17 protein-coding genes and 1 tRNA gene are annotated in these 19,483 nt (G+C 64.9%); 11 read left to right on the plus strand and 7 right to left on the minus strand.

Features of this window, described 5'->3' with window-relative positions; all coding sequences use genetic code 11:
• Nucleotides 1-138 precede the first annotated feature (138 nt).
• The 3 genes from GRX03_RS07570 to GRX03_RS07580 all read left to right on the plus strand — a co-directional run bounded on the left by GRX03_RS07570 (nucleotide 139) and on the right by GRX03_RS07580 (nucleotide 2,903).
• The gene (locus GRX03_RS07570; RefSeq protein WP_159763590.1) at nucleotides 139-687 is read left to right on the plus strand and encodes a KH domain-containing protein; all 549 of its coding nucleotides are present in this window, start codon (nucleotides 139-141) and stop codon (nucleotides 685-687) included.
• A gap of 69 nt (nucleotides 688-756) precedes the next feature.
• Entirely contained in the window at nucleotides 757-1,152 is a 396-nt protein-coding gene (locus GRX03_RS07575; RefSeq protein WP_159763591.1) for an Hsp20/alpha crystallin family protein, read from the plus strand.
• 83 nt (nucleotides 1,153-1,235) lie between these two features.
• Nucleotides 1,236-2,903: a histidine kinase N-terminal 7TM domain-containing protein gene (locus GRX03_RS07580; protein WP_201289197.1), complete on the plus strand. Its 1,668-nt coding sequence runs from the start codon at nucleotides 1,236-1,238 to the stop codon at nucleotides 2,901-2,903.
• A 16-nt stretch (nucleotides 2,904-2,919) separates the two neighbouring features.
• Here the strand turns inward: GRX03_RS07580 and GRX03_RS07585 are convergent, their stop codons facing one another.
• Both GRX03_RS07585 and GRX03_RS07590 read right to left on the minus strand, forming a co-directional pair.
• A complete protein-coding gene (locus GRX03_RS07585) occupies nucleotides 2,920-3,990 on the minus strand; it encodes an A24 family peptidase (RefSeq protein WP_368278164.1) in 1,071 nt (356 codons plus the stop codon).
• A 57-nt stretch (nucleotides 3,991-4,047) separates the two neighbouring features.
• Complete coding sequence (locus GRX03_RS07590) at nucleotides 4,048-4,746, minus strand: DUF5828 family protein (RefSeq protein ID WP_159763592.1); 699 nt, start codon at nucleotides 4,744-4,746, stop codon at nucleotides 4,048-4,050.
• A 96-nt stretch (nucleotides 4,747-4,842) separates the two neighbouring features.
• Between GRX03_RS07590 and GRX03_RS07595 the strand changes: the two genes are divergently transcribed.
• The gene (locus GRX03_RS07595; protein WP_159763593.1) at nucleotides 4,843-5,643 is read left to right on the plus strand and encodes an SDR family NAD(P)-dependent oxidoreductase; all 801 of its coding nucleotides are present in this window, start codon (nucleotides 4,843-4,845) and stop codon (nucleotides 5,641-5,643) included.
• A 1-nt stretch (nucleotide 5,644) separates the two neighbouring features.
• Here the strand turns inward: GRX03_RS07595 and GRX03_RS07600 are convergent, their stop codons facing one another.
• The 4 genes from GRX03_RS07600 to GRX03_RS07615 form a co-directional block, all read right to left on the minus strand.
• The gene (locus GRX03_RS07600) at nucleotides 5,645-7,072 is read right to left on the minus strand and encodes a DUF402 domain-containing protein (protein ID WP_159763594.1); all 1,428 of its coding nucleotides are present in this window, start codon (nucleotides 7,070-7,072) and stop codon (nucleotides 5,645-5,647) included.
• A gap of 45 nt (nucleotides 7,073-7,117) precedes the next feature.
• The gene (locus GRX03_RS07605; protein WP_159763595.1) at nucleotides 7,118-7,273 is read right to left on the minus strand and encodes a preprotein translocase subunit Sec61beta; all 156 of its coding nucleotides are present in this window, start codon (nucleotides 7,271-7,273) and stop codon (nucleotides 7,118-7,120) included.
• Nucleotides 7,274-7,319: 46 nt separating this feature from the next.
• Nucleotides 7,320-8,117, minus strand: coding sequence for a ZIP family metal transporter (locus GRX03_RS07610; protein WP_159763596.1), 798 nt, complete (start codon nucleotides 8,115-8,117; stop codon nucleotides 7,320-7,322).
• 84 nt (nucleotides 8,118-8,201) lie between these two features.
• The gene (locus tag GRX03_RS07615) at nucleotides 8,202-9,851 is read right to left on the minus strand and encodes an acyl-CoA synthetase (RefSeq protein WP_233739866.1); all 1,650 of its coding nucleotides are present in this window, start codon (nucleotides 9,849-9,851) and stop codon (nucleotides 8,202-8,204) included.
• Between the two features lie 80 nt (nucleotides 9,852-9,931).
• Here GRX03_RS07615 and GRX03_RS07620 point away from each other — a divergent pair, with 80 nt between their 5' ends.
• The 4 genes from GRX03_RS07620 (at nucleotide 9,932) to GRX03_RS07635 (ending at nucleotide 13,454) form a co-directional block, all read left to right on the plus strand.
• Nucleotides 9,932-11,059: an acyl-CoA dehydrogenase family protein gene (locus GRX03_RS07620; protein WP_159763597.1), complete on the plus strand. Its 1,128-nt coding sequence runs from the start codon at nucleotides 9,932-9,934 to the stop codon at nucleotides 11,057-11,059.
• 83 nt (nucleotides 11,060-11,142) lie between these two features.
• Nucleotides 11,143-12,090 (plus strand): M48 family metallopeptidase, encoded by a 948-nt coding sequence (locus GRX03_RS07625; protein ID WP_201289198.1) that lies wholly within the window; start codon nucleotides 11,143-11,145, stop codon nucleotides 12,088-12,090.
• A 38-nt stretch (nucleotides 12,091-12,128) separates the two neighbouring features.
• Nucleotides 12,129-12,566 (plus strand): NYN domain-containing protein, encoded by a 438-nt coding sequence (locus tag GRX03_RS07630; protein WP_159763598.1) that lies wholly within the window; start codon nucleotides 12,129-12,131, stop codon nucleotides 12,564-12,566.
• Nucleotides 12,567-12,605: 39 nt separating this feature from the next.
• Complete coding sequence (locus GRX03_RS07635) at nucleotides 12,606-13,454, plus strand: TatD family hydrolase (RefSeq protein WP_159763599.1); 849 nt, start codon at nucleotides 12,606-12,608, stop codon at nucleotides 13,452-13,454.
• Nucleotides 13,455-13,592: 138 nt separating this feature from the next.
• On the opposite strand, the gene GRX03_RS07640 is transcribed toward GRX03_RS07635, so the two are convergent.
• Nucleotides 13,593-14,021 (minus strand): iron-sulfur cluster assembly scaffold protein, encoded by a 429-nt coding sequence (locus GRX03_RS07640; protein WP_159763600.1) that lies wholly within the window; start codon nucleotides 14,019-14,021, stop codon nucleotides 13,593-13,595.
• Between the two features lie 103 nt (nucleotides 14,022-14,124).
• On the opposite strand from GRX03_RS07640, the gene GRX03_RS07645 reads away from it, so the two are divergent.
• The 3 genes from GRX03_RS07645 to mutS all read left to right on the plus strand — a co-directional run bounded on the left by GRX03_RS07645 (nucleotide 14,125) and on the right by mutS (nucleotide 19,469).
• Nucleotides 14,125-14,229 (plus strand) — tRNA-Ile (locus GRX03_RS07645).
• A gap of 586 nt (nucleotides 14,230-14,815) precedes the next feature.
• Nucleotides 14,816-16,471, plus strand: coding sequence for an acyl-CoA synthetase (locus tag GRX03_RS07650; RefSeq protein WP_368278166.1), 1,656 nt, complete (start codon nucleotides 14,816-14,818; stop codon nucleotides 16,469-16,471).
• Nucleotides 16,472-16,829: 358 nt separating this feature from the next.
• A complete protein-coding gene (mutS, locus tag GRX03_RS07655) occupies nucleotides 16,830-19,469 on the plus strand; it encodes a DNA mismatch repair protein MutS (RefSeq protein WP_159763601.1) in 2,640 nt (879 codons plus the stop codon).
• Nucleotides 19,470-19,483: the final 14 nt, after the last annotated feature.

The following is a 19,483-nucleotide window of genomic DNA, read 5'->3' on the forward strand; positions in this document are numbered from 1 at the left end:
CGAGACGAGCGAGAGCGGAGCGAGACGCGAGCCTGTCCGTGTCGTGAGCCGGTCGCGGTATCGATTGGAGAATTTTTCCGTTAGGCCGCTCGTACCCGAAGGACTTTAACAGTCCAATCGACTACTTTCGGGCATATTATGCAGCATGTGAAGGTGCCCGACGACCGGATCGGCGTGTTGATCGGTCGTGGTGGGGAGACGATGCGGGAGATCGAAGAGCAGGCGGAGGTCCGACTGGACATCGATTCCGAGTCGGGCAACGTCCGGATCGAGAAGGTCGGTGATCCGGTGCTGGGACTGAAGGGTCCGGATATCGTCAAGGCCATCGGCCGCGGATTCTCGCCGGAGGACGCGCTCACCCTGTTGGAGGACGACATGATGATGTTCGAGTTGATCGACATCGAAGCGGCGTCACGAAACAAGAACGACCTCCGCCGGCAGAAGGGCCGGCTGATCGGCGAGAGCGGGCGGACGCGCGAACTGATGGAGGAACTCACCGGCGCGTCCGTCGCGATTTACGGCTCCACGCTGGGTATCATCGGCGGCCCGCGCCAGGTCGAGGCCGTCCGCGAGGCGGCGGAGATGTTACTCGAAGGAGCGCCCCACGGAACGGTCTACTCCTTCCTCGAGGAGAAGCGCAACGAACTCAAACACAAGGGAATGGAGTATCACCCCTACCAGGGATAATCGGAGTCCGGGAGAGTCGGTCTGGAACATCACAGTACGCTTATACCGGGTCGGATTGTATCCGGAGATATGACAGATCCAGATCCGTTCAGCGAGATCGAAGAGCTGTTCGACCAGTTCGCACAGCTCGGCGAACCGCTGGCCGGACGGTTCGAACTCGACGTGATCGATGCCGACTCGGAGATACTGGTCAAGGCCGACCTGCCGGGGCGGGACCCGTCTGCGCTCTCGGTCCAACTGGAGGAAAACCGGACGCTGCGAATCGAGGTACCGGAGGGAGAGACGAGCGAGGACGGTCGGTTCGTCGTGCGCGAGCGGACCCGAGAGAGCGGGAGTCGGTCGGTGACGCTGCCGGCGGCGGTCGACGAATCCGAGACTGAAGCGAGTTACGACCGGGGCGTTCTGACCGTTCGTCTGCCGAAGCTATCCGGAGACGGCGACGAGACCGAAATCCAGGTCAACTGACCGGTCAAATAACAAGACAGACCTCCGGTTCGGAAAAAGGTTCAAGTTCGGGCGCCGTAACTAACCAAGTAGAACAACTCGTGATGAGCAGCGTTCTTCTGCAGATTAAGCCGGTCGCAGTCGCCTACGTCGGTGCGTTCGGGATAACGGGGCTGGCGTGTTTGTTGGCGATTACTCGGGCACGGGATGTCGACGCCCGAGATGTCCGACACGGGCTGGTCGGTCTGCTCGGCACGACCAGCGTGTGGGCGCTGCTCAAGGTCGTCTACTTCGTCGTTCCGGACCCGTTCAGGGGACCGGCGTACACGGTCGGACTCGTGTTCGGGTTCGCGACCGTCTGGGCGTGGCTGTACTTCTGCTCCGCGTACACCGGGCGAAGCTACCACAGGGACCGCACCCTCAGGCTACTCGGTGCCGGCGTGTTCGCGGGAGTCGTCGCCGTCAAACTCACGAATCCGTACCACGGGCTCTACTTCGAGACGACGGTTCGGACGACACCGTTCAACTACCTGGCGATCGAGCACGGCATCTTCCACTGGACGGTGACCGGGCTCTCGTACATCCTCGCGGGAATCGGGATCTTCATGCTGTTCGAGCTGTATCACAACTCCGGCTACAACACGCGCCCGCTCGGACTGCTGACGCTTCTGCTGGCACTGCCGGTCAGCCTCGATATCGCCGCGTTTCTGAGCGAGCGGTTCATCGAAGTGATCTACGCGCCGCTCGGCGTCGCGGCGTTCGTGCTCGGGACGCTGTTCGTCTACGAGCGACGGTTTCTGGCGGTCCAGTCGGCCGGAGACGACGACGATGCGGTCATCTTTCTCGACGAAAACGGACATATCCGGGATTACACGCCCGCCGCCCGGGATTTCTTCCCGGAATTGGTCGACGCCACCGGCGAGCCGCTCGAGTCGGTGCTCCCGCGCGTCGCGGAGATGATCGACCGAGAGGAGCAGACCCTGGAGTACGAAATCGACGGGGAGACGCGGTATCTGCTCACCTCGACGAGTTCCGTCACGCTCGGCGACTCACAGGGCGAGGTCCTGCTCTTTTCGGATATCACGACAGCAGAACAGCGCCGGCGGGAGCTCAAACGGCACAACGAACAGCTCGAAGGGTTCGCGAGCGCACTCGCACACGAACTCAGAAACATGTTGCAGATCATCGAGTGGCGGCTGGGGATTGCGAAAGACCGGACCGGAGACGGGACTGTCGAGCACGAGTCCGTCGAGAAGGCCCTGGAGGCGAACCAGCGACTCACCGCTCGGGTCGACGACTTCACCACCCTCGCCAAGTACGGCCAGACGGTCGAACGGCTCGAATCCGTCGAGTTCGAGACCGCCGTCCAGGACGCGTGGTGGAACGCCGAGACCGGCGAGATGGATCTCGTCATCGAGCGCGGCGGCACCATCGACTGCGATCCGGGTCGGCTCCGCGAGTTGCTCGTGAACGTCTTCGTGTTCAACCGACTGAACGGCGCCGAGACGGTGACAGTCGAACTGCTCGACACCGGCTTTGCCGTCGCGGGCGACGGTGAGGCCCCCGGCGAAGATGTCGACGGATATCTCGCCTTCGGGGAGTCGGTCCCGACGGCGGAAGCGGGGATGAAACTACCGAACGCGAAGACCTTCGCCCGGGTCCACGGCTGGGAGATCGACATCGACACGGAGTATCAGCGGGGCGTTCGAGTGCTGGTTTCTGACGCCCGCACGGACGTGACCGACCAGGCGCTCGAAGTGCGGACGGACTGAGTTTGGGTGTCCGAGATCACGCGAAGCCGATTGCGCCGAGAACGGCGAAGAGCATGTCCCCGTAGGTGAACGAGATGACCAGCCCGAAAAAGAGCGGGACGAGGAAGGGGATCCCGGGCGACAGCCAGACAACCTCCTCCGAACTCAGCGTATCGAGTCCCTCGCGGAGTCCTTCCGGCGTCGTTCCGTACGCCGAACCCTCGATGTCGTCGAGAAACGCCTCCGCGCCCCACGGGTCGTCGTAGGCGGGCTGATCCTCCGCAGGTTCGGGCACTGAGCCGTTGGCATCGGTCGGCTCTCCGCCGTCGGTCTCGATCATCCCGTCGCCGGGGTGGTTCGGCTCGTCGGGCAGCGTCGCCGGATCCCGGTATCGGTCCGGGTTCTCCCGGAGTTCCGCGAGCGTCAGGTCGCGCCACTGGAGATACATTCGCAGCGCGTCGAGGTCGAGTCGCCGCCAGTCGAAATACGACCGCAGACCGCTCGGGGAGAGGTCGTCGATCAGCCGGCGGTCCGGGAATTCGAGCAGCGTGCCGTACTCCTCGATTGCTTGCTCCGCCCGGATCGGTTTCGCGACGAACATCCCCGGCGAGACGTAGCCGGTGACGGCGTTTTTCCCGGCGAGCACGAGCGGATAGGCCGCGCCAGCGAGCACCGTGTTCGAGAGAATCGTCAGCGAAAACACCCCGATTGCGGTCTCGACGACCGGAAGCGAAGCGAGCGCCCCGCCGACGCCAAGTTCGGCGAGGGCGTACTCGGGGTAGGTGGGAAAGAGGACGGCGATGATGAAAAACGCCTTCGCGTCGGCACCGCCGAACCCGCCGATCAGCCAGAAGAGGTAGGTGATCGGGACGATGAACCCCAGCGAAATCGCCACCCGAATGTAGAACTGCCGCTGGCGGAAGGCGGCGACATCGCCGGTCGTGACGGCGTACAGTTCCCAGACGAGCAGGACGACCGCGAGCAGTGCAAGCGGGATCCACGTCCGGTTGGGCACTCGCCGGGTCTCGATGTCGCGCCACGCGACGTAGCCGAAAAAGGGAATGACGAGCAGGCGTAGGAGATCCGGGCCACTTGCGATAGCGAGCACACTCCCCGATGTGGGACGGACTGAGTTATCCTTTTTGACTTCAGCGTGCGGGCGCTGTCAGTTCGTCTTCGCGTCGTTGGTATCGTCTTCGGCCGGGGCGTCGACGCCCTCGGCGGCCTCGATGGCCTCGGTCTCTTTTTCCATATTGACGTGCCAGCGGTCGACTTCGCTGTCGAAGTCGGCCAGTTTGTTCGAGACGCGGATCTTCAGATCGTCGTCGTTGACGTTGACCTCGAAGACGTACTCCCCGCCCTCGCCGCGGCCGACACGCTGGAGGTTGGCACTGATGAGGTCGTTGTCGAAGTAGTACGGGGACATCTGAGTCATCACGTTCTTGTAGACGGTCCCCTCGACTTTGCGCATCGCCTTCCGGCCGGCAGAGTCCGCCGCGCGGGCGACGTAATCGATACTCTCTCCCCACTTGCCGACGGCCTCGTCGGGTTCGTCCAGGTTCTCGTAGGATTCCGCGAGTTTCTCGCCCGCCGTCTGGAGGTCTTCGTCGGGATCCTTTCCCTCCTGTTCGCCTTTGCCCTCGTTGACGCTTGCCTGCTCGGCCGTCTTCTCGTTGACATCCTCGTCGAGGCGTTCGTGTGCTTTCGGTCGCCACTCCTCGAACTCCGCGAGCGCCTCGTCGTCGACATCGTACTCCTCGGCGAGTTCCTGTAGTGCCCGCGTGATCCGTTCGCCGTGCTCGACGGTCTCGACCCAACTGCCACGGCACTTGAACCCGGAGACACTCTCTTCAGTCTCTGCCATAGTTTGGCTGTGTTACTCTCCTTGGTTGGACACAGGGAGGAATAAACTTTCTTGCTGGACCCAAGGGGTTTTGTCCGGCGGGGCGGAGGTGGCTGTATGCGCGTCGTTCTGACTGGTGCCGCAGGTGGACTCGGTCGCCGGACCGCGAGACGACTCGTCGATGCCGATCACGACGTGGTCGCTGTCGACCGCGAAGAGGACGGCCTCGCGGAACTCCCCGATGGGATCGACTGTCGAGCGGTCGACCTCCGCGACGAGACCGCCGTCGAACGCTCGCTGTCTGCCGTCGACCCCGACGCCGTTCTCTCGGCCGTCGGCTGGTACGAACTCGGCGCGCTCGAAGACTGTCCGCCCGACTCCCTGCGAGAGCATCTGGAGGCGAATCTGCTGGCCGTTCACACGCCGCTGCACGCGCTGATGCCGGGACTCCGGCGGCGGGAGGGCCGGATCGTGATCGTCGGATCGATGGTCGGGAGCGTTCCGCTGCCGTATCACGGCGCGTACTCCGCGTCGAAGGCCGGACTCGACGGCTACGCCGACTCACTCCGGCAGGAACTCCGTCCACACGGCGTCGACGTGTCGCTGATCGAACCGGGTCCCGTCCGCACCGGGTTCAACGAGCGCGCGACCGAGGTACTCGACCGGATCGACGACACCGCGTACGGCGATCAGTACCGCGCATTCGAGTCGTACGCGCCGGACGCGACCGATCCGGACGCCGTGGTCGACGCCATCGTGGCTGCGGCGACCGACGAGAGTCCGCGAGCACGGTATCGGGTGAGCGCGCGGGCGAACTGGCTGCCGCGACTGCGCTCGATTCTCCCGCCGGTCGTCTACGACCGACTCATCCGCTCCGGATTACCCGGCGGACTGCTCCACCGGCTCATCGAACGGTAGCTCAGAACGCGTTTTCGACCGCAGAAGCGACAGTCCGTGCTTTTTCGGCTACCTGCTCGTCTACCTGACCGGCCTCGACGGCCGCCGTCAGTTCGTCGTCGTCGACGATTTCGGTCGTCCCGTCGGGGGTCTTGATCACGTCGACGTGGAGGTCGATGTACCGGACGGTGTTCGGGAAGATCTCCACCGGGGTACAGACGTTGACGTAGGTTCCCTTCGAGGTGCCGTCCTCGCCGCGGTAGACGGTCGGGTACCACCAGCGGTCCTCCTGGAACTTCGTCACCGCGATGTCACCCGGCTCTCGCTCGGTGCCGAGAGCGTCGTAGCTCCCGCGCGAGGAAATCTCCCGGCGGACAGTCACCTGACCGTCGCTCGTCCGATCGGTCACCTCGCCCGGGCCGAGTTCGATCAGTCGCCCGTCGGGTTTGCCGTGGCCGATGTCGATCCGGTCGCCATCCCGGGGACCGAACTGCTCGGCAACGACCTCGAAGGGGAACGCCTCGGGACCGGTCCCGGGCTCGTCACAGATGCCCTCCGCGAAGTCCACGGCCGTACTCGCCGTCTCCGTTCCGGCCTTGATGCGGTGGTGACCGGCCATCGTCGTCGTCACGTTCCGGCGCCACTCGTCGAGCGCGAACCGACTCTCGCGGCCGAACCACACCCAGTACGTCGCCTCCGGGCGCACGTACGCTCCCGGAGCGTGGTCGGTCGCCTCGGGGGCGTCGGCCAGTTGCTCGTCGATTGTCGCCGCGTGTCCGCTCAGGTGCTCGACGACGGCCCCGAGTTCGTCCAAGTCGGCCTGGTCGGACAGCGGTGCCCAGTCGGCGGCCCAGCCCTCGGGTGGCTCCTCGGGGAGCAGATCCGCCAGTTCCGGTCCGCGGCCGTGTTGGCCGCCGCGTCGCAGCGTCGCCAGCCCACCGGCGACGCGAAGCGAGGTGTCGAGTACCGGTCGGCCGTCGCTCCACGGGGCACGCGTCTCGATGACCTGCACCTGGAGTCGGTCGCCGTCTTCGATTCGCTCGTCGGCGTTGGAGTACGGCAGAAACCCGGTCGTCTCCCCGCCGACGGGCGCCGGGTCGTCGAGTATCGACTCCGGACCCGTGTCTTCCGGGAGACACCGGACGAGAGCGCCGCTCCCGAGGGTATCGACGACTTCACCCGCGAAGATGCCGTTTCTTGGGAGCGCACCCCGCCAGACGAAGGTGTCAAGCGCGAGATCACGGAGGGCGGAGACGACAGCCCCGACGTCGCCCGGGGCGCCGTGGACACCCACGCCCTGTCGGTCCTCGGTCGTCTCGATAGCGACCGTCGCCGGCCCCATCGAAAACTCCCGGTCGAATCGCTCCTCGATGGGTTTCGAGGGCTGGACAATCTCCTCGAAACGCTCGGTCAGTGCAGTCGAGTAGATGCCGCGAACCCGGACAGTCATTGCCCGCAGATGCGGGCGGGAGAGGCAAAGAGGCTCCGACTCGGATCAGGCGAAGGCGTTCAGCATCAGGATGAAAATCCCCAGGAGAGAGCTAAACGCCACGACCGTCTTCGGATCGACGCGCACGCCCCGATCCTCCTCGGAATCGAAATACCGGACGAGGCCGGCACTGGACATCAGCCCGCCGTCTGAACTTGACATACCGACATATCGACGATGGCCGGTAGTAAACGTTTCGACGCAGTTCTCAGACGACGGCGAGCGGGACCATCACCGCGACGCCGACAGCGATTCCGCCGACGAGTTCGGGTTTGCCGCCCGAGGGGAGGTCTGCGCCGAGATCGAGCGCCTCCGGGACGAACTCCGTGAGGACGAGATAGATCATCGCACCGGCGGCGAAGCCGAAGCCGAACGGGAGGGCCTCCCGAGCGTACCGGACGAACGCGAAGGCGACGACGGCACCGATCGGCTGGGGGAGGCTCGAAAACACCGCCCACCAGACCATCCGCGGCTCCGAGACGCCCATCGACCGAAGCGGGATCGAGATGGCCGTCCCCTCGGGGACGTTGTGGATCGAAATCGCGACCGTCATGAAGACGGCCAGGACGGGAACGGTGAACCCGGCCAGTTCGAGACCGCCCTCTAGGCCCAGATCCGCAAACGACACGCCGACAGCGACCCCCTCCGGGAAACTGTGGACGGTGAGGATGCCGAGGATGAGTAGCAGTTTCTTGAAATCGGCCTCCTCGTACTCCCGGGGGTCGACATCCGCGTCGACGAGTATCTCGTGGGCGACGACGACGAGGAGGACGCCCACGCCCATTCCTGCGACAATCTCTGCCGGCGTTCCCTCAGCGAGGCCCTCCTCGACGAGTCCGAACAGCGACGCCGAGGTCATGATGCCCGAGGCAAGTCCCCAGAGGACGACGTTCAGCCGGTCGCTGATCTCGTCGAAGAGGAAAAACGGGAGCACGCCGACGCCGGTCGCTAGCGCTGTGATCAGCCCCGCGACGAAGACGAAGGTGAGGTTCTGGGCGACACTCATCGGCACACACGAAACTCCGGGAGCGACGAGCGTAAGTTGTCGACCCCGGAGTCGGGGGGCCTCTAAGTGTGGCGCGCCGGTCGATCAGCGCTCGGCGTTGGACTCCCGGAGGGACTTCCGGCGGATCTTCCCGGTCGATGTCGTCGGGAGTTCGTCGGCGAACTCGATGTGATCCGGGTACTCGTAGGCGGCCAGGTTCTCGCGAACGAGGTCGCGGATCTCCTCGCGCAGTCGGTCGGGGTCGTCCGGCTCCCCGGCGGGTTGGACGACCGCCTTGATCGCCTCGCCGGTCGTCTCGTCGGGGACGCCGACCACGCCGACCTGTTCCACCGACGGGTGATCGAGCACCGCCGATTCGACCTCCGTTGGCCCGACGCGGTAGCCTTTGGTCAGGATCACGTCGTCGGCCCGGGAGACGAACCAGAGATAGCCGTCCTCGTCGCGCTCGACCAGATCGTCGGTCAGAAACCATCCGTCGTCGGTCTGCTTGGCGGCCGTCTTCTCCGGGAGGCCGAGATACTCGTCGAAGAAGACCCGCCTGTCGTCGGGCTTGACCGCGAGTTCGCCGACCTCGCCCGTCTCGACTGGCTCGCGGGTCTCCGGGTCGAGGACCCGAATCTCGTAGCCCGGCAGGGGCTTCCCCATGCTCTCCGGCCGTGGCTCGAACCACTCCCCCGAGTTCGCGACACAGAGGTTCAGTTCCGTCTGGCCGTAGAACTCGTTGATCGACACGTCGGGCAGGGCCGCTTCGCCCCACTCCAAGATGTCCGCCGTCATCGGCTCTCCGGCGGAGGCGATTACTTCGAGCGAGAGGTCGTACCGTCCGGCCGGGTCGTCGACGGACTGGAGCATCCGGAGCGCGGTCGGCGGCATGAAGGTGTGGGTCACGTCGTGACGCTCCAGGCAGGCGAACACGTCCGTCGGCTCGAAGGACTCGCGCGGCCAGCCGACGACCGTACAGCCGTGGTGCCACGCCGCAAAGAGCGTGCCGCCGAGCGCCGCGCCCCAAGCCCAGTCTGCCGGCGTGAACAGCGTCGCGTCGTCGAGCCCGCGGTCGAAGTAGTTGAACGCCGCGGCCGCCCGACCCAGCCACAGCGCGTGGCTGTGGACGACCCCTTTCGGCGGGCCCGTGCTCCCGCTGGTGTACATGATCGCGCTCTCGGTCTCCGGCGTCGCGTCGTAGATATCGATGCCGCTCTCACCGCGGTCGAGGACCGTCTCGAACGCGATCGCGTCACCGTCGACGGAATCCGAGTCACCGAGTTCGATCACCTGCTTTAGGTCCGGGCAGTCCTCACGGATGGCCTCGATGTCCTCCCGGACGCTCGGATCGATCACGACGGCGACTGCCTCGCTGTCTTCGAGGCGATACCGCAGGGCGTCGGGACCGAACAGCACCGTCAGCGGAACCGAGACGGCCCCGAGTTTCCAGTTCGCGAGGTGCGTGATCGGGTTGGCGGGCCGCTGTGGAACGACGACGCCGACGCGGTCGCCGGGGTCGACGCCGAGAGCGGCGAGTCCGGACGCCAGTCGATCCGACCGCCGGTCGATCTCGCCGAAGGTGAGATGGTCGCTCGTCTCGTCGCTCCCGTCGGGATCGTACCGGAGCGCGACCGAGTCGGGATCGTGTTTCCGGCAGAGGTCCCGGGCGGGATTGTACGAGTCCGGAAGCTCCCACTCGAACGCCTGTCGGGCCTGCTCGTAGCTATCGTACGCCCCCATGACCTGCCACATACCCGTGGTTGTGGCAAGCGGGGTCAAACGCCTGTCGGTTCGTCGCCAGCCATTTTTAGCTGTCGTCCCTACTCGGCGGTATGGAGGCGTCATCGGAGCGGGATCTGATCAAAGAGACCGTACGAGAGTTCGTCGAGGAGGAGGTACGGCCGCGAGCGGCCTCGGCGGACGAACACCAGGAGTTTCAGGAACAGTTGTGGGACGACCTCGCCGAACTCGGCTTCACGGGGCTGACGATTCCGGAGGAGTACGGGGGGTTCGACGCGGATCAGGTCACCTACAGCCTCATCAACGAGGAACTCGCACGGGGGGATCTCTCGCTGGCGACGGCGCTGTCGGTGCACTGTCTCGCGACCTCCTGTATCCGGACGTTCGGTTCGGAGCGCCACCGTGAGGAGTGGTTGCCGGCGATGAACGACGGCCGCCCGGTCGGTGCCTTCGCGCTGTCGGAGCCACAGGCCGGCTCGAACCCCGCTGAGATGACCACCGAAGCGCGTCCGGACGGCGACGAGTACGTCATCAACGGAACGAAGCAGTGGATCACCAACGGCGAGCGCTCGGGCGTGGTGATCCTGTTCGCGAAGACCGACCGCGAAGACCCGGACTCGATCACGCAGTTTCTCGTCCCCAAGGACACTCCGGGTGTCGAGGTCGGCAAGAAGGAGGACAAACTCGGCCTGCGAGCCAGCGACACGACGACGCTGAACTTCGACGACGCACGGATTCCCGCGGAGAACCGGCTCACGGAGGTCGGAGAGGGGTTGAAGGCGGCGCTGTCGACGCTCACCGGCGGACGAATCGCGATTGCGAGCCAAGCGGTCGGTCTCGCACAGGCCGCGCTTGACGACGCGCTGGCGTACGCCGAGCAACGCGAGCAGTTCGGCCAGCCGATCATCGACCACCAGGCCGTCGCACACTCTCTGGCGGAGATGCAGACTCGGGTCCAGGCCGCACGCCTGCTCTCGCGAGACGCCGCGCGGAAAAACGACGGCGAGGCGGTCGATCCGATGGCCGCGTCGATGGCGAAGTACTTCGCCAGCGAGACCGCCGAATCGGTCGCCAGCGACGCCATCCAGATCCACGGCGGCTACGGCTTCACCAAGGAGTACGACGTGGAGCGATACTACCGCGACGCGAAGGTGACGACGATTTACGAGGGGACGACGGAGATCCAGAAGGAGATCATCGCCCGACACCTCCGCTCGTGATCGGCTCACCGGTGGCTCGGCCCGAGTGAGTGCGGACACGAGGCTTTTGTGGATCCTGACCGAACTATCCAGTGACCCTCCAGATGCGAGATCCCTTCGCGCGCACGCTGATGGTATTGGTCGGCGTCGCCACGCTGATCGTCTACACGGGAGTCGCGCTGCTGGGGTTCGCTGTCATCGAGTGGGTGGCCGCGAATCCGCCGAACCCCCTGACCATCGTCCTCGTGTTCGCCATCGTGGCGCTGTTCGGCGCGTATCTGGGCTATCGCCGCGGGGTGGTCCGACTCGCCGCCTCGCTGAACGCCAGAGAGCTTCCTCGACACCGCGCTCCGAGCGTCTACCGGCGGTTCGACCGCCTGTGTGCAGAGATGTCCGTCACCCAGCCGCCGCTCCTGCTCGCCAGCCTGGACTCGCCGAACGCGCTCTCGGTCGGCGGGCCGCGCCGCGGCGCTATCGTCATCGACCGGCGGCTGCTCAGGCTGCTCTCACCGGACGAACTCGAGGGAATTCTCGCTCACGAACTGGCACACATGGAGCAGTACGACACCTTCATCAACACCTTCGCGGTCACGCTCACGCGGCTGCTCGCCGGGATCGTCTATCTCTTGTTGCTCCCGATCCTGCTCGTATTGCTCGGGATCGACCGGGCCGCGAGTTGGATCGCCGGCGAACCGCGCCAGCGCGGCGTCGGTCTGGCCGACCTCTTCCAGTACGGGATCGGAATCGTCCTCGCAGGCCTGTTGAGTGTCTTCACACTGTTGTTTCTCGCTCACTCTCGCCGTCAGGAGTACCGCGCGGACCGACGAGCGGCGGACGTGACCGGCAAACCCGACGCCCTTGCTCGGGCGCTCTCGAAGATTCACCGGGCGACGGAGTCACATCGAGGGCTCCAGTCGCTTCTGTACACGCACGACGACCGGCGGCGGCCGCACCGGTTGCTCTCGACGCATCCGCCGCTGGAGGAGCGCATCGAGCGATTGCTCGGTGAAGACGCCCGTCGCAGGCGGTCACTCGGCCCGGCCGCCCGCTGATCAGTGCGCCTTTATTGGCGCGGGGCGATGCCGGACGTATGGATCTGTTCGGGCGATTTTCGGAGGGCTCGACACGGGTCGGCCTGTTCGTCGACGGGCCGAACGTCCTCCGCGACGAGTTCGATGTCGATCTCGACGACCTCCGGGCGGTGGCGGCCGAGGAGGGGACAGTCGCCACGGCGCGGCTGTACCTCGACGAACACGCGACGCCGTCGCTCATCCAGGCTGGCGAAGCCCGGGGGTACGACGTGATCACGACCAGCGGCGACGTCGACGTGCGCCTCGCGGTCGACGGCACCGCGGCCGTCGTCGACGGGACAATCGACGTGCTCGTCGTCGTCTCTCGAGATACGGACTTCAAGCCCGTGCTCGAACGCGCCGCGCGAGAGGGTGCCCGGACCGTCGCCGTCGCGCCGGGAGAGTACGGCCGCTCGGACGCGTTGCAGAACACCGCACACCGGTCGCTCACCCTCTGATCCGAACGGCTTTTTGAGTGTCGCCACCGACCAGCGGGTATGAACACCGACCTCGACACCCCGATTCTGGACAACCACCTGCATCTCGATCCCGTCAACGGCGACGGTGCCGACCACGCCGAGGACTTCGCGAACGCCGGCGGAACTCACCTGCTCGTGCTCAACAAACCGTCGTGGTATCTGGTCGACGACGTGGAGGACACCGACGCCTTCCGAGAGACATTCGAGATCACCTGTGAGGTAACCGCCGAGGCCTCGGAACGGCTTCCCGGCCGGGCGTGGCCCGTGCTCGGCGTCCACCCGGGGCTGATCTCGCGGCTGGTCGAGGACGGCTACACGCCGGACGAAGCCCGCGAGTTCATGCAGTCGGGGCTGGACATCGCGGCGGAGTTCGTCGCCGACGGGCCGGCGCTGGCGATCAAGTCCGGTCGACCGCACTACGACGTGAGCGAGGCGGTGTGGGACGCCTCCAACGACGTGATGAAACACGCCTTCGAGTTGGGCGCGGAGGTCGGCTGTGCCGTCCAGTTACACACGGAGGGCGGCGAGGACTTCCGGGAGATCGCGGAGTGGGCGGAGGACCGCGGACTGCCCCGCGAACAGGTGGTCAAACACTACTCCGGCGGGTACGTCGACGGCCCGATTCCGAGCATCATCTCGAACAAAGACGCCCTCGAAGCGGGGGCAGAACACGGCGATTCCTTCCTGATGGAGACGGACTTTCTGGACGATCCCGAGCGACCCGGTGCCGTCCTCGGCCCGAAGACCGTCCCCAAGCGGGTCCGGTGGCTGCTCGAAAACGGCTACGAGGAGGCTGTCCACCGGGCGCACGTCGAGACCCCGGCGCGAGTCTACGGGATCGACACCGAGGCGACGCTGTCGGAGTGAGCACTGCACACTCCGTCGGCCGGTCAGGCGTCACGTCCGGGAGACATCTACCCGTGGCGGTTCTGTGTTCCAAAAGCGGCGACAGAAGGAGGTACGCGGCAGGGTGCTGGCGGGATCCTGTCGCTCTCGGACGAATTTCTAGTCGTCTTCTTCGGTAGTCGTCATGTCGAGGTCTTTCTCGCCGAGGTAGATTTCGAGGCCGTCCTGTGCGACCTTCTCTGCGAGGACCGCACATTTGACGCGCATCGGAGAGATGTCGACCCCGAGCATGTCGATGATGTCGTCGCGGTCCATCTCTTCGAGGACATCCGTCTCCATGCCCTGAAGCTCCTCGGAGAGCATCGACGCCGCGGCCTGTGAGATGGCACAGCCGTCGCCGCGGAACGCGACGCCTTCGATTGTCGATTCGTCGTCGTCGAGGACGACATCCATCTCGATGGTGTCGCCACACATTGGATTCTCGCCGACGTGAGTGAAAGTAGGCTCCTCGATCTCACCGTAATTACGGGGATTTTTGTAGTGATCGAGGATCTGCTGTCGGTACATATCTGAGCCGCCGATTCCCATTGTTACCACCTGATTGGGTCGTTTCGGAAAAAAGGCTTCCGAGTGAGTCTCTGCCATGGGAAGACGATAGAATTAACTGAGGCGGTAGGGTACGGAGGGATGCGGGCCCGTAGCTCAGTCTGGTAAGAGCCCCCGGCTCATACGATAGCAAGGTCGGCTTGGTATCTGGGTTACCGGGTATGCGGTGGTTCAAATCCGCCCGGGCCCATGCCTGTGAGGAACGAACGTGACGAGCAGTGCATGGCCCGACGGCGATTTGAGCCCAGAGGACGAGCCGAGGCGAGTCCTCGTGGTTCAAATCCGCCCGGGCCCATGCCTGTGAGGAACGAACGTGACGAGCAGTGCATGGCCCGACGGCGATTTGAGCCCAGAGGACGAGCCGAGGCGAGTCCTCGTGGTTCAAATCCGCCCGGGCCCACTTCTCCGCGAACGACAGTGAGCGGTGAATGGACCACGCGGATTCGAACTCAGTCACGAACGAGCGGAGCGAGAGACGTGACCACAGTTCAAATCCGCCCGGGCCCATGTTGCCACGAACATCGTGAGTGGCTACTGGGCCGACAGCGGTTTGAGCCCAGAACAAGCGAATGTGAGTCCTCGTGGTTCAGATCCGCACAAGTCTGTGGTTCCACGGTCCATAAAAAGGCGTTCCGCATCGCTCGTGACGAGTTGATAATCGTATCAGAACACCGTCCAGCACACCGACGACGGGACGGCCGCACCACAACACAGCAGAGCAGGGTACATCCTCCCCAGGGTAGTGTTCTATACCAGAGGAGGCCAAACTGTGTGGTGTGACATGGCACATCAGCCTCGACGATGGGGGGTACGAACAGGCCAGGGAGTCCTTTCAGTGGGATCTCCCCGAGGGATATAACATCGCCTGGGATATGCTTCGGAAACACGAGGATCCGGAGCAGCCAGCACTGAAACAGGCATATCCCGACGGCCGGCGAGAAACGTACAGTTTCGCGGAGTTGGATCGGTTGTCGAACCAGTTCGCGAACGCACTCACCGAGCGGGGGGTGTCACGCGGTGATCGTGTCGGGATCATCGTGCCACAAAAGCCCGCAAACCCGATTGCTCATCTGGCGTGTTGGAAGTTGGGAGCGATTTCGCTCCCGCTGTCGGTGTTGTTCGGTCCCGACGCCCTGCAGTATCGGCTTCGGGATAGCGAAGCGAACGTCGTCGTGGCGGATGAGTCGGTCCTCGGAGCCGTCCGGGAGGTGCGCGAGGAGTGTCCCGACCTGACGCAGGTCATCGCTGTCGATGAGGAGAATCCGGAGGAAGGGGTCGAGCGGTTCGAGGGGGTCTGTGCCGGCCACGAAGCCTCCTTCGAGATTGCCGATACCGAGGCGGAGACACCGGCGATCATCATCTACACGAGCGGATCGACCGGCCCGCCGAAGGGGGTGCTCCACGGGCACGGGCTCTGGGCCGGCCACTGTCCGGCTTTTTCCATGTACTTCGAGCATTCGGTCTTCGAGTCGGTCTACTGGACACCCGCTGACTGGGCGTGGATCGGAGCGCTCGGGGACGTGGTCTTCCCCGCCTGGCACTACGGCCAGCCGGTCGTCAGCTATCCGATGGAGGGGTTCGACGCCGAGACCGCGTTCGAGCTGTGCGAGGAGTTCGACGTGACCGATACGTTTCTCCCGCCGACCGCGATTCGGATGATGATGACAGTCGACGATCCCACTGAACGCTACGACCTCTCGCTCGACGCGATCTGTTCGGGCGGGGAACCGCTGACGCCGGAGATTCTCGACTGGGCCGAGGAACAACTGGACGGTGTCGCGGTGAACGAACTCTACGGCCAGACAGAGGCGAATCTGTTGGTCGCCAACTGCCGGGAGTGGTTCCCGGCGCAGGCCGGAAGCATGGGCAAGCCGGTCCCGGGCCACGAAGTCGCGGTCGTCGACCAGGAGACCGGCGAGAGAGTCCCGGACGGTGCGGTCGGAATGATCGCGGTGGCACGCGACGGGGACCCGGTGGTGTTCCAGGAGTACTGGAACGAACCGGAGAAGACGGCGGCGGCCTCAGTGACTGGTCCGGACGGAACGGAGTGGCATCTGACGGAGGATCTGGGCTACCGCGACGAGGACGGCTACTACTGGTTCAAGGCTCGTGACGACGACGTGATTATTACCTCCGGGTATCGCGTCGGTCCGGGTGAGGTCGAGAGCGCTATCCTCGAACATCCCGAGATCGAACAGGCAGGAGTCATCGGCGTCGATCACGAGACACGGGGGGAGATCATCAAGGCGTTCCTCAAGCCCGTCGACGGTGCCAGTGAAGGTGAGTCTCTCCGCGAGGAGATCCGACATCTCGTGCGCGAGCGACTCGCGGAGTACGAGTACCCGCGGGAAATCGAATTCGTCGACGAGTTACCGACAACGACGACGGGGAAGATACAGCGTCGAAAGCTACGGGCACGAGAACACGAGTGAGCGGGCGGACGGGGATAAAATCAGCCGATGGACGCGAGAAAACATGACAACGAGACCCGCAGCGTTTCAGTTTCACTTTCACCGCGGTTGGCGGGGTATTTTATTTGTCGGTTACATAGAGATAGATGGAGCTTGGGCACTGTCACACGCTCCATGCTCCTACCTTTCCCCTTCGAGTACTCGACCAGCACCGCGTCTGATCTCTGTAGCCGGGTTCGGAGGTGTCGAAAACGGTCTCCGAGTCACTGACAGTCAGAGAGTCGTCGGATAGCGGTCGTAAATCGACGGTCCCCAGTGGAGGCCGCCGCCTCGCGCGGGACCCGTGATGTTTTAATCGCAGACGCACGCAGGGGTTGGTATGACAGGAATCGTCGGCGAGTTTTTCGATCTCAAAGCCGACACGGACGCGGATATTCTGGCGATGCAGGTCGGAGACTTCTACGAGTTCTTCGACGACGACGCCGAACTCGTCGCCGAGGAACTCGACCTGAAGGTCTCCCAGAAGTCCTCCCACGGCTCCTCGTATCCGATGGCCGGCGTGCCGGTCGAGGATCTCACGCCGTATCTGACCGCGCTGGTCGAGCGTGGCTACCGGGTGGCGGTGGCTGACCAACACGAGACCGGCGACGGCCACGCCCGAGAGATCACGCGAGTGGTCACTCCCGGGACACTGCTCGAACGGACCGACGCCGACTCGCAGTATCTCGGGGCAGTCGTCGCCGCTGAGGACGGCTACGGACTCGCCTTCGCCGACGTGACGACGGGCCGGTTTCACGTCTCCTCGGCGGCGGGCGAGGACGCCGAGGATCGGTTGTTAGCGGAGCTGTACCGGTTCGATCCCGTCGAAGTGTTGCCGGGGCCGGAGCTACGGGCGGAAGACGCGCTGCTCGAACGGCTCAGAAACCGGACGGACGCGACCTTTACCCTCCACACGGCGGAGTCGTTCGCGCCCGGGCGCGCCCGCCGTCGCCTCCGCCAGCAGTTCGGCGAGGAGACCGTCGGGAGCGTCGGCATCGAGACCGAGGCCACCGTACAGGCCGCCGGAGCGATTCTCTCCTACGTCGAGGAGACGGGCGTCGGCGTCTTGAGTTCGATGACGCGCCTGCAGACCCGCAGTTCCGGCGATCACGTCGCACTGGACGGGACGACACAGCGGAATCTCGAACTGACCGAGACGATGCAGGGCGACCGCTCCGGGAGCTTGCTCGATACGATCGATCACACCGCGACCAGCGCCGGCCGACGGCTGTTGTCGGAGTGGCTCACACAGCCGCGACAGTCGATCGACGAGCTACAGCGCCGACAGTCGGCGGTGCAGGCGCTCGCTGAGGCGGCTATCGAGCGCGAGCGGATCCAGGATCTCCTCTCGGGCACGGGCGATCTCGAACGGCTGGCCTCGCGGGCGGCATCCGGCAGCGCGGACGCGCGAGACGTCAGAGCCGGTATCGAAACACTCGGGTTGTTGCCGGAGTTGCTCGACCTCGTCGAAACGAACGAGACGCTCGGAGGGTCGGCGCTGCCGGACGTACTCTCCCGTCCCGACCGCGAACGCGTCGAATCGCTCCGGGCGGAGTTGGATGCTGCGCTCGTCGATGACCCGCCCGGGACGATCACTGAGGGGGGAATCATCGCGCGAGGGTACGACGACGAACTCGACGAGATCATCGAGAGCCACGAGGAGGCGCTGCGGTGGATCGAGACGCTCGACGAGCGCGAAAAGCGCAGACACGGCATCACCCACCTGACCGTCGACCGCAACAAGACCGACGGCTACTACATCCAGGTCGGCAACAGCGAGACCGACGCGGTGCCCGAGGAGTACGAGCGGATCAAGTCGCTGAAAAACTCGGAGCGGTACACGATTCCCGAACTCGACGAGCGCGAACGGGAGATTCTCCGCCTCGAGGAGTCCCGCCACGAACTCGAACGCGAACTGTTCGAGGAGATCCGCGAGACCGTCTCGGCGCACGCGGAACTGCTACAGTCGGTCGGGCGGGTGCTCGCCGAAACCGACGTGTTAGCCAGCCTCGCGACCCACGCGGTCCGAAACGACTGGTCGCGACCGACGCTGCGGCCGAGCGGCCCGCTCCGGATCGAAGCGGGCCGGCATCCGGTCGTCGAGCAGACGACCGAGTTCGTCCCGAACGACCTCGCGCTCGACGACGACCGGCAGTTTCTGATCGTCACGGGACCGAATATGAGCGGCAAGTCGACGTACATGCGCCAGGCCGCGCTGATCACGCTACTCGCACAGATCGGGAGTTTCGTGCCGGCGCGGTCGGCCGAAATCGGCGTCGTCGACGGAATTTACACCCGCGTCGGGGCGCTGGACGAACTCGCACAGGGCCGGTCGACGTTCATGGTCGAGATGCAGGAACTCTCGAACATCCTCCACTCTGCGACGGAGGACTCGCTGGTGATCCTGGACGAAGTGGGGCGCGGGACCGCGACTTACGACGGGATTTCGATCGCCTGGGCGGCCACGGAGTATCTGCACAACACCGTCCGGGCGAAGACGCTATTTGCCACGCACTACCACGAACTCACCTCGCTGGGCGACCATCTGGAGCGGGTCGGAAACGTCCACGTCGCAGTCGACGAATCGAGCGGAGACGTGACGTTTCTGCGGACGATTCGGGAGGGGCCGACCGACCGGAGCTACGGGATTCACGTCGCGGATCTTGCGGGCGTTCCCGAACCGGTCGTCGAGCGGTCGCGGGAAGTCCTCGAACGACTGCGCGAGGAGAAAGCCATCGAGGCTCGCGGCGGCGGCGGAGAGCCGGTACAGGCCGTCTTCGACCTCGGAAGCGGGGAGTTCGCCACAGCAGGAACGGAACCGCCGAGATCCGCCGACGGATCGCGAGCAGGAGCGTCAGGGCTGTCCGACGACCAGCGGGCCGTCCTGGACGCCATCTCGGAGTTGGACGTCAACGAGACGCCACCCGTCGAACTGCTCGCGACGGTACAGGAGTGGCAGGACCGATTGCAGGACGACTGAGCGGCCAGTTCGTC

It is taken from the genome of Halovenus carboxidivorans (genome assembly GCF_009831575.1).
Classification (GTDB): domain Archaea; phylum Halobacteriota; class Halobacteria; order Halobacteriales; family Haloarculaceae; genus Halovenus; species Halovenus carboxidivorans.

What these genes read in the sequence shown, in the direction of transcription:
- GRX03_RS07615 (WP_233739866.1), bottom strand. Translation starts at nt 9,851, where the DNA reads ATGTGGCAGGTCATGGGGGCGTACGATAGCTACGAGCAGGCCCGACAG.
- GRX03_RS07590 (WP_159763592.1), bottom strand. Translation starts at nt 4,746, where the DNA reads ATGGCAGAGACTGAAGAGAGTGTCTCCGGGTTCAAGTGCCGTGGCAGT.
- GRX03_RS07635 (WP_159763599.1), top strand. Translation starts at nt 12,606, where the DNA reads ATGAACACCGACCTCGACACCCCGATTCTGGACAACCACCTGCATCTC.
- GRX03_RS07575 (WP_159763591.1), top strand. Translation starts at nt 757, where the DNA reads ATGACAGATCCAGATCCGTTCAGCGAGATCGAAGAGCTGTTCGACCAG.
- GRX03_RS07640 (WP_159763600.1), bottom strand. Translation starts at nt 14,021, where the DNA reads ATGGGAATCGGCGGCTCAGATATGTACCGACAGCAGATCCTCGATCAC.
- GRX03_RS07600 (WP_159763594.1), bottom strand. Translation starts at nt 7,072, where the DNA reads ATGACTGTCCGGGTTCGCGGCATCTACTCGACTGCACTGACCGAGCGT.
- GRX03_RS07580 (WP_201289197.1), top strand. Translation starts at nt 1,236, where the DNA reads ATGAGCAGCGTTCTTCTGCAGATTAAGCCGGTCGCAGTCGCCTACGTC.
- GRX03_RS07610 (WP_159763596.1), bottom strand. Translation starts at nt 8,117, where the DNA reads ATGAGTGTCGCCCAGAACCTCACCTTCGTCTTCGTCGCGGGGCTGATC.
- GRX03_RS07625 (WP_201289198.1), top strand. Translation starts at nt 11,143, where the DNA reads ATGCGAGATCCCTTCGCGCGCACGCTGATGGTATTGGTCGGCGTCGCC.
- GRX03_RS07630 (WP_159763598.1), top strand. Translation starts at nt 12,129, where the DNA reads ATGGATCTGTTCGGGCGATTTTCGGAGGGCTCGACACGGGTCGGCCTG.
- GRX03_RS07595 (WP_159763593.1), top strand. Translation starts at nt 4,843, where the DNA reads ATGCGCGTCGTTCTGACTGGTGCCGCAGGTGGACTCGGTCGCCGGACC.
- GRX03_RS07570 (WP_159763590.1), top strand. Translation starts at nt 139, where the DNA reads ATGCAGCATGTGAAGGTGCCCGACGACCGGATCGGCGTGTTGATCGGT.
- mutS (WP_159763601.1), top strand. Translation starts at nt 16,830, where the DNA reads ATGACAGGAATCGTCGGCGAGTTTTTCGATCTCAAAGCCGACACGGAC.
- GRX03_RS07620 (WP_159763597.1), top strand. Translation starts at nt 9,932, where the DNA reads ATGGAGGCGTCATCGGAGCGGGATCTGATCAAAGAGACCGTACGAGAG.
- GRX03_RS07605 (WP_159763595.1), bottom strand. Translation starts at nt 7,273, where the DNA reads ATGTCAAGTTCAGACGGCGGGCTGATGTCCAGTGCCGGCCTCGTCCGG.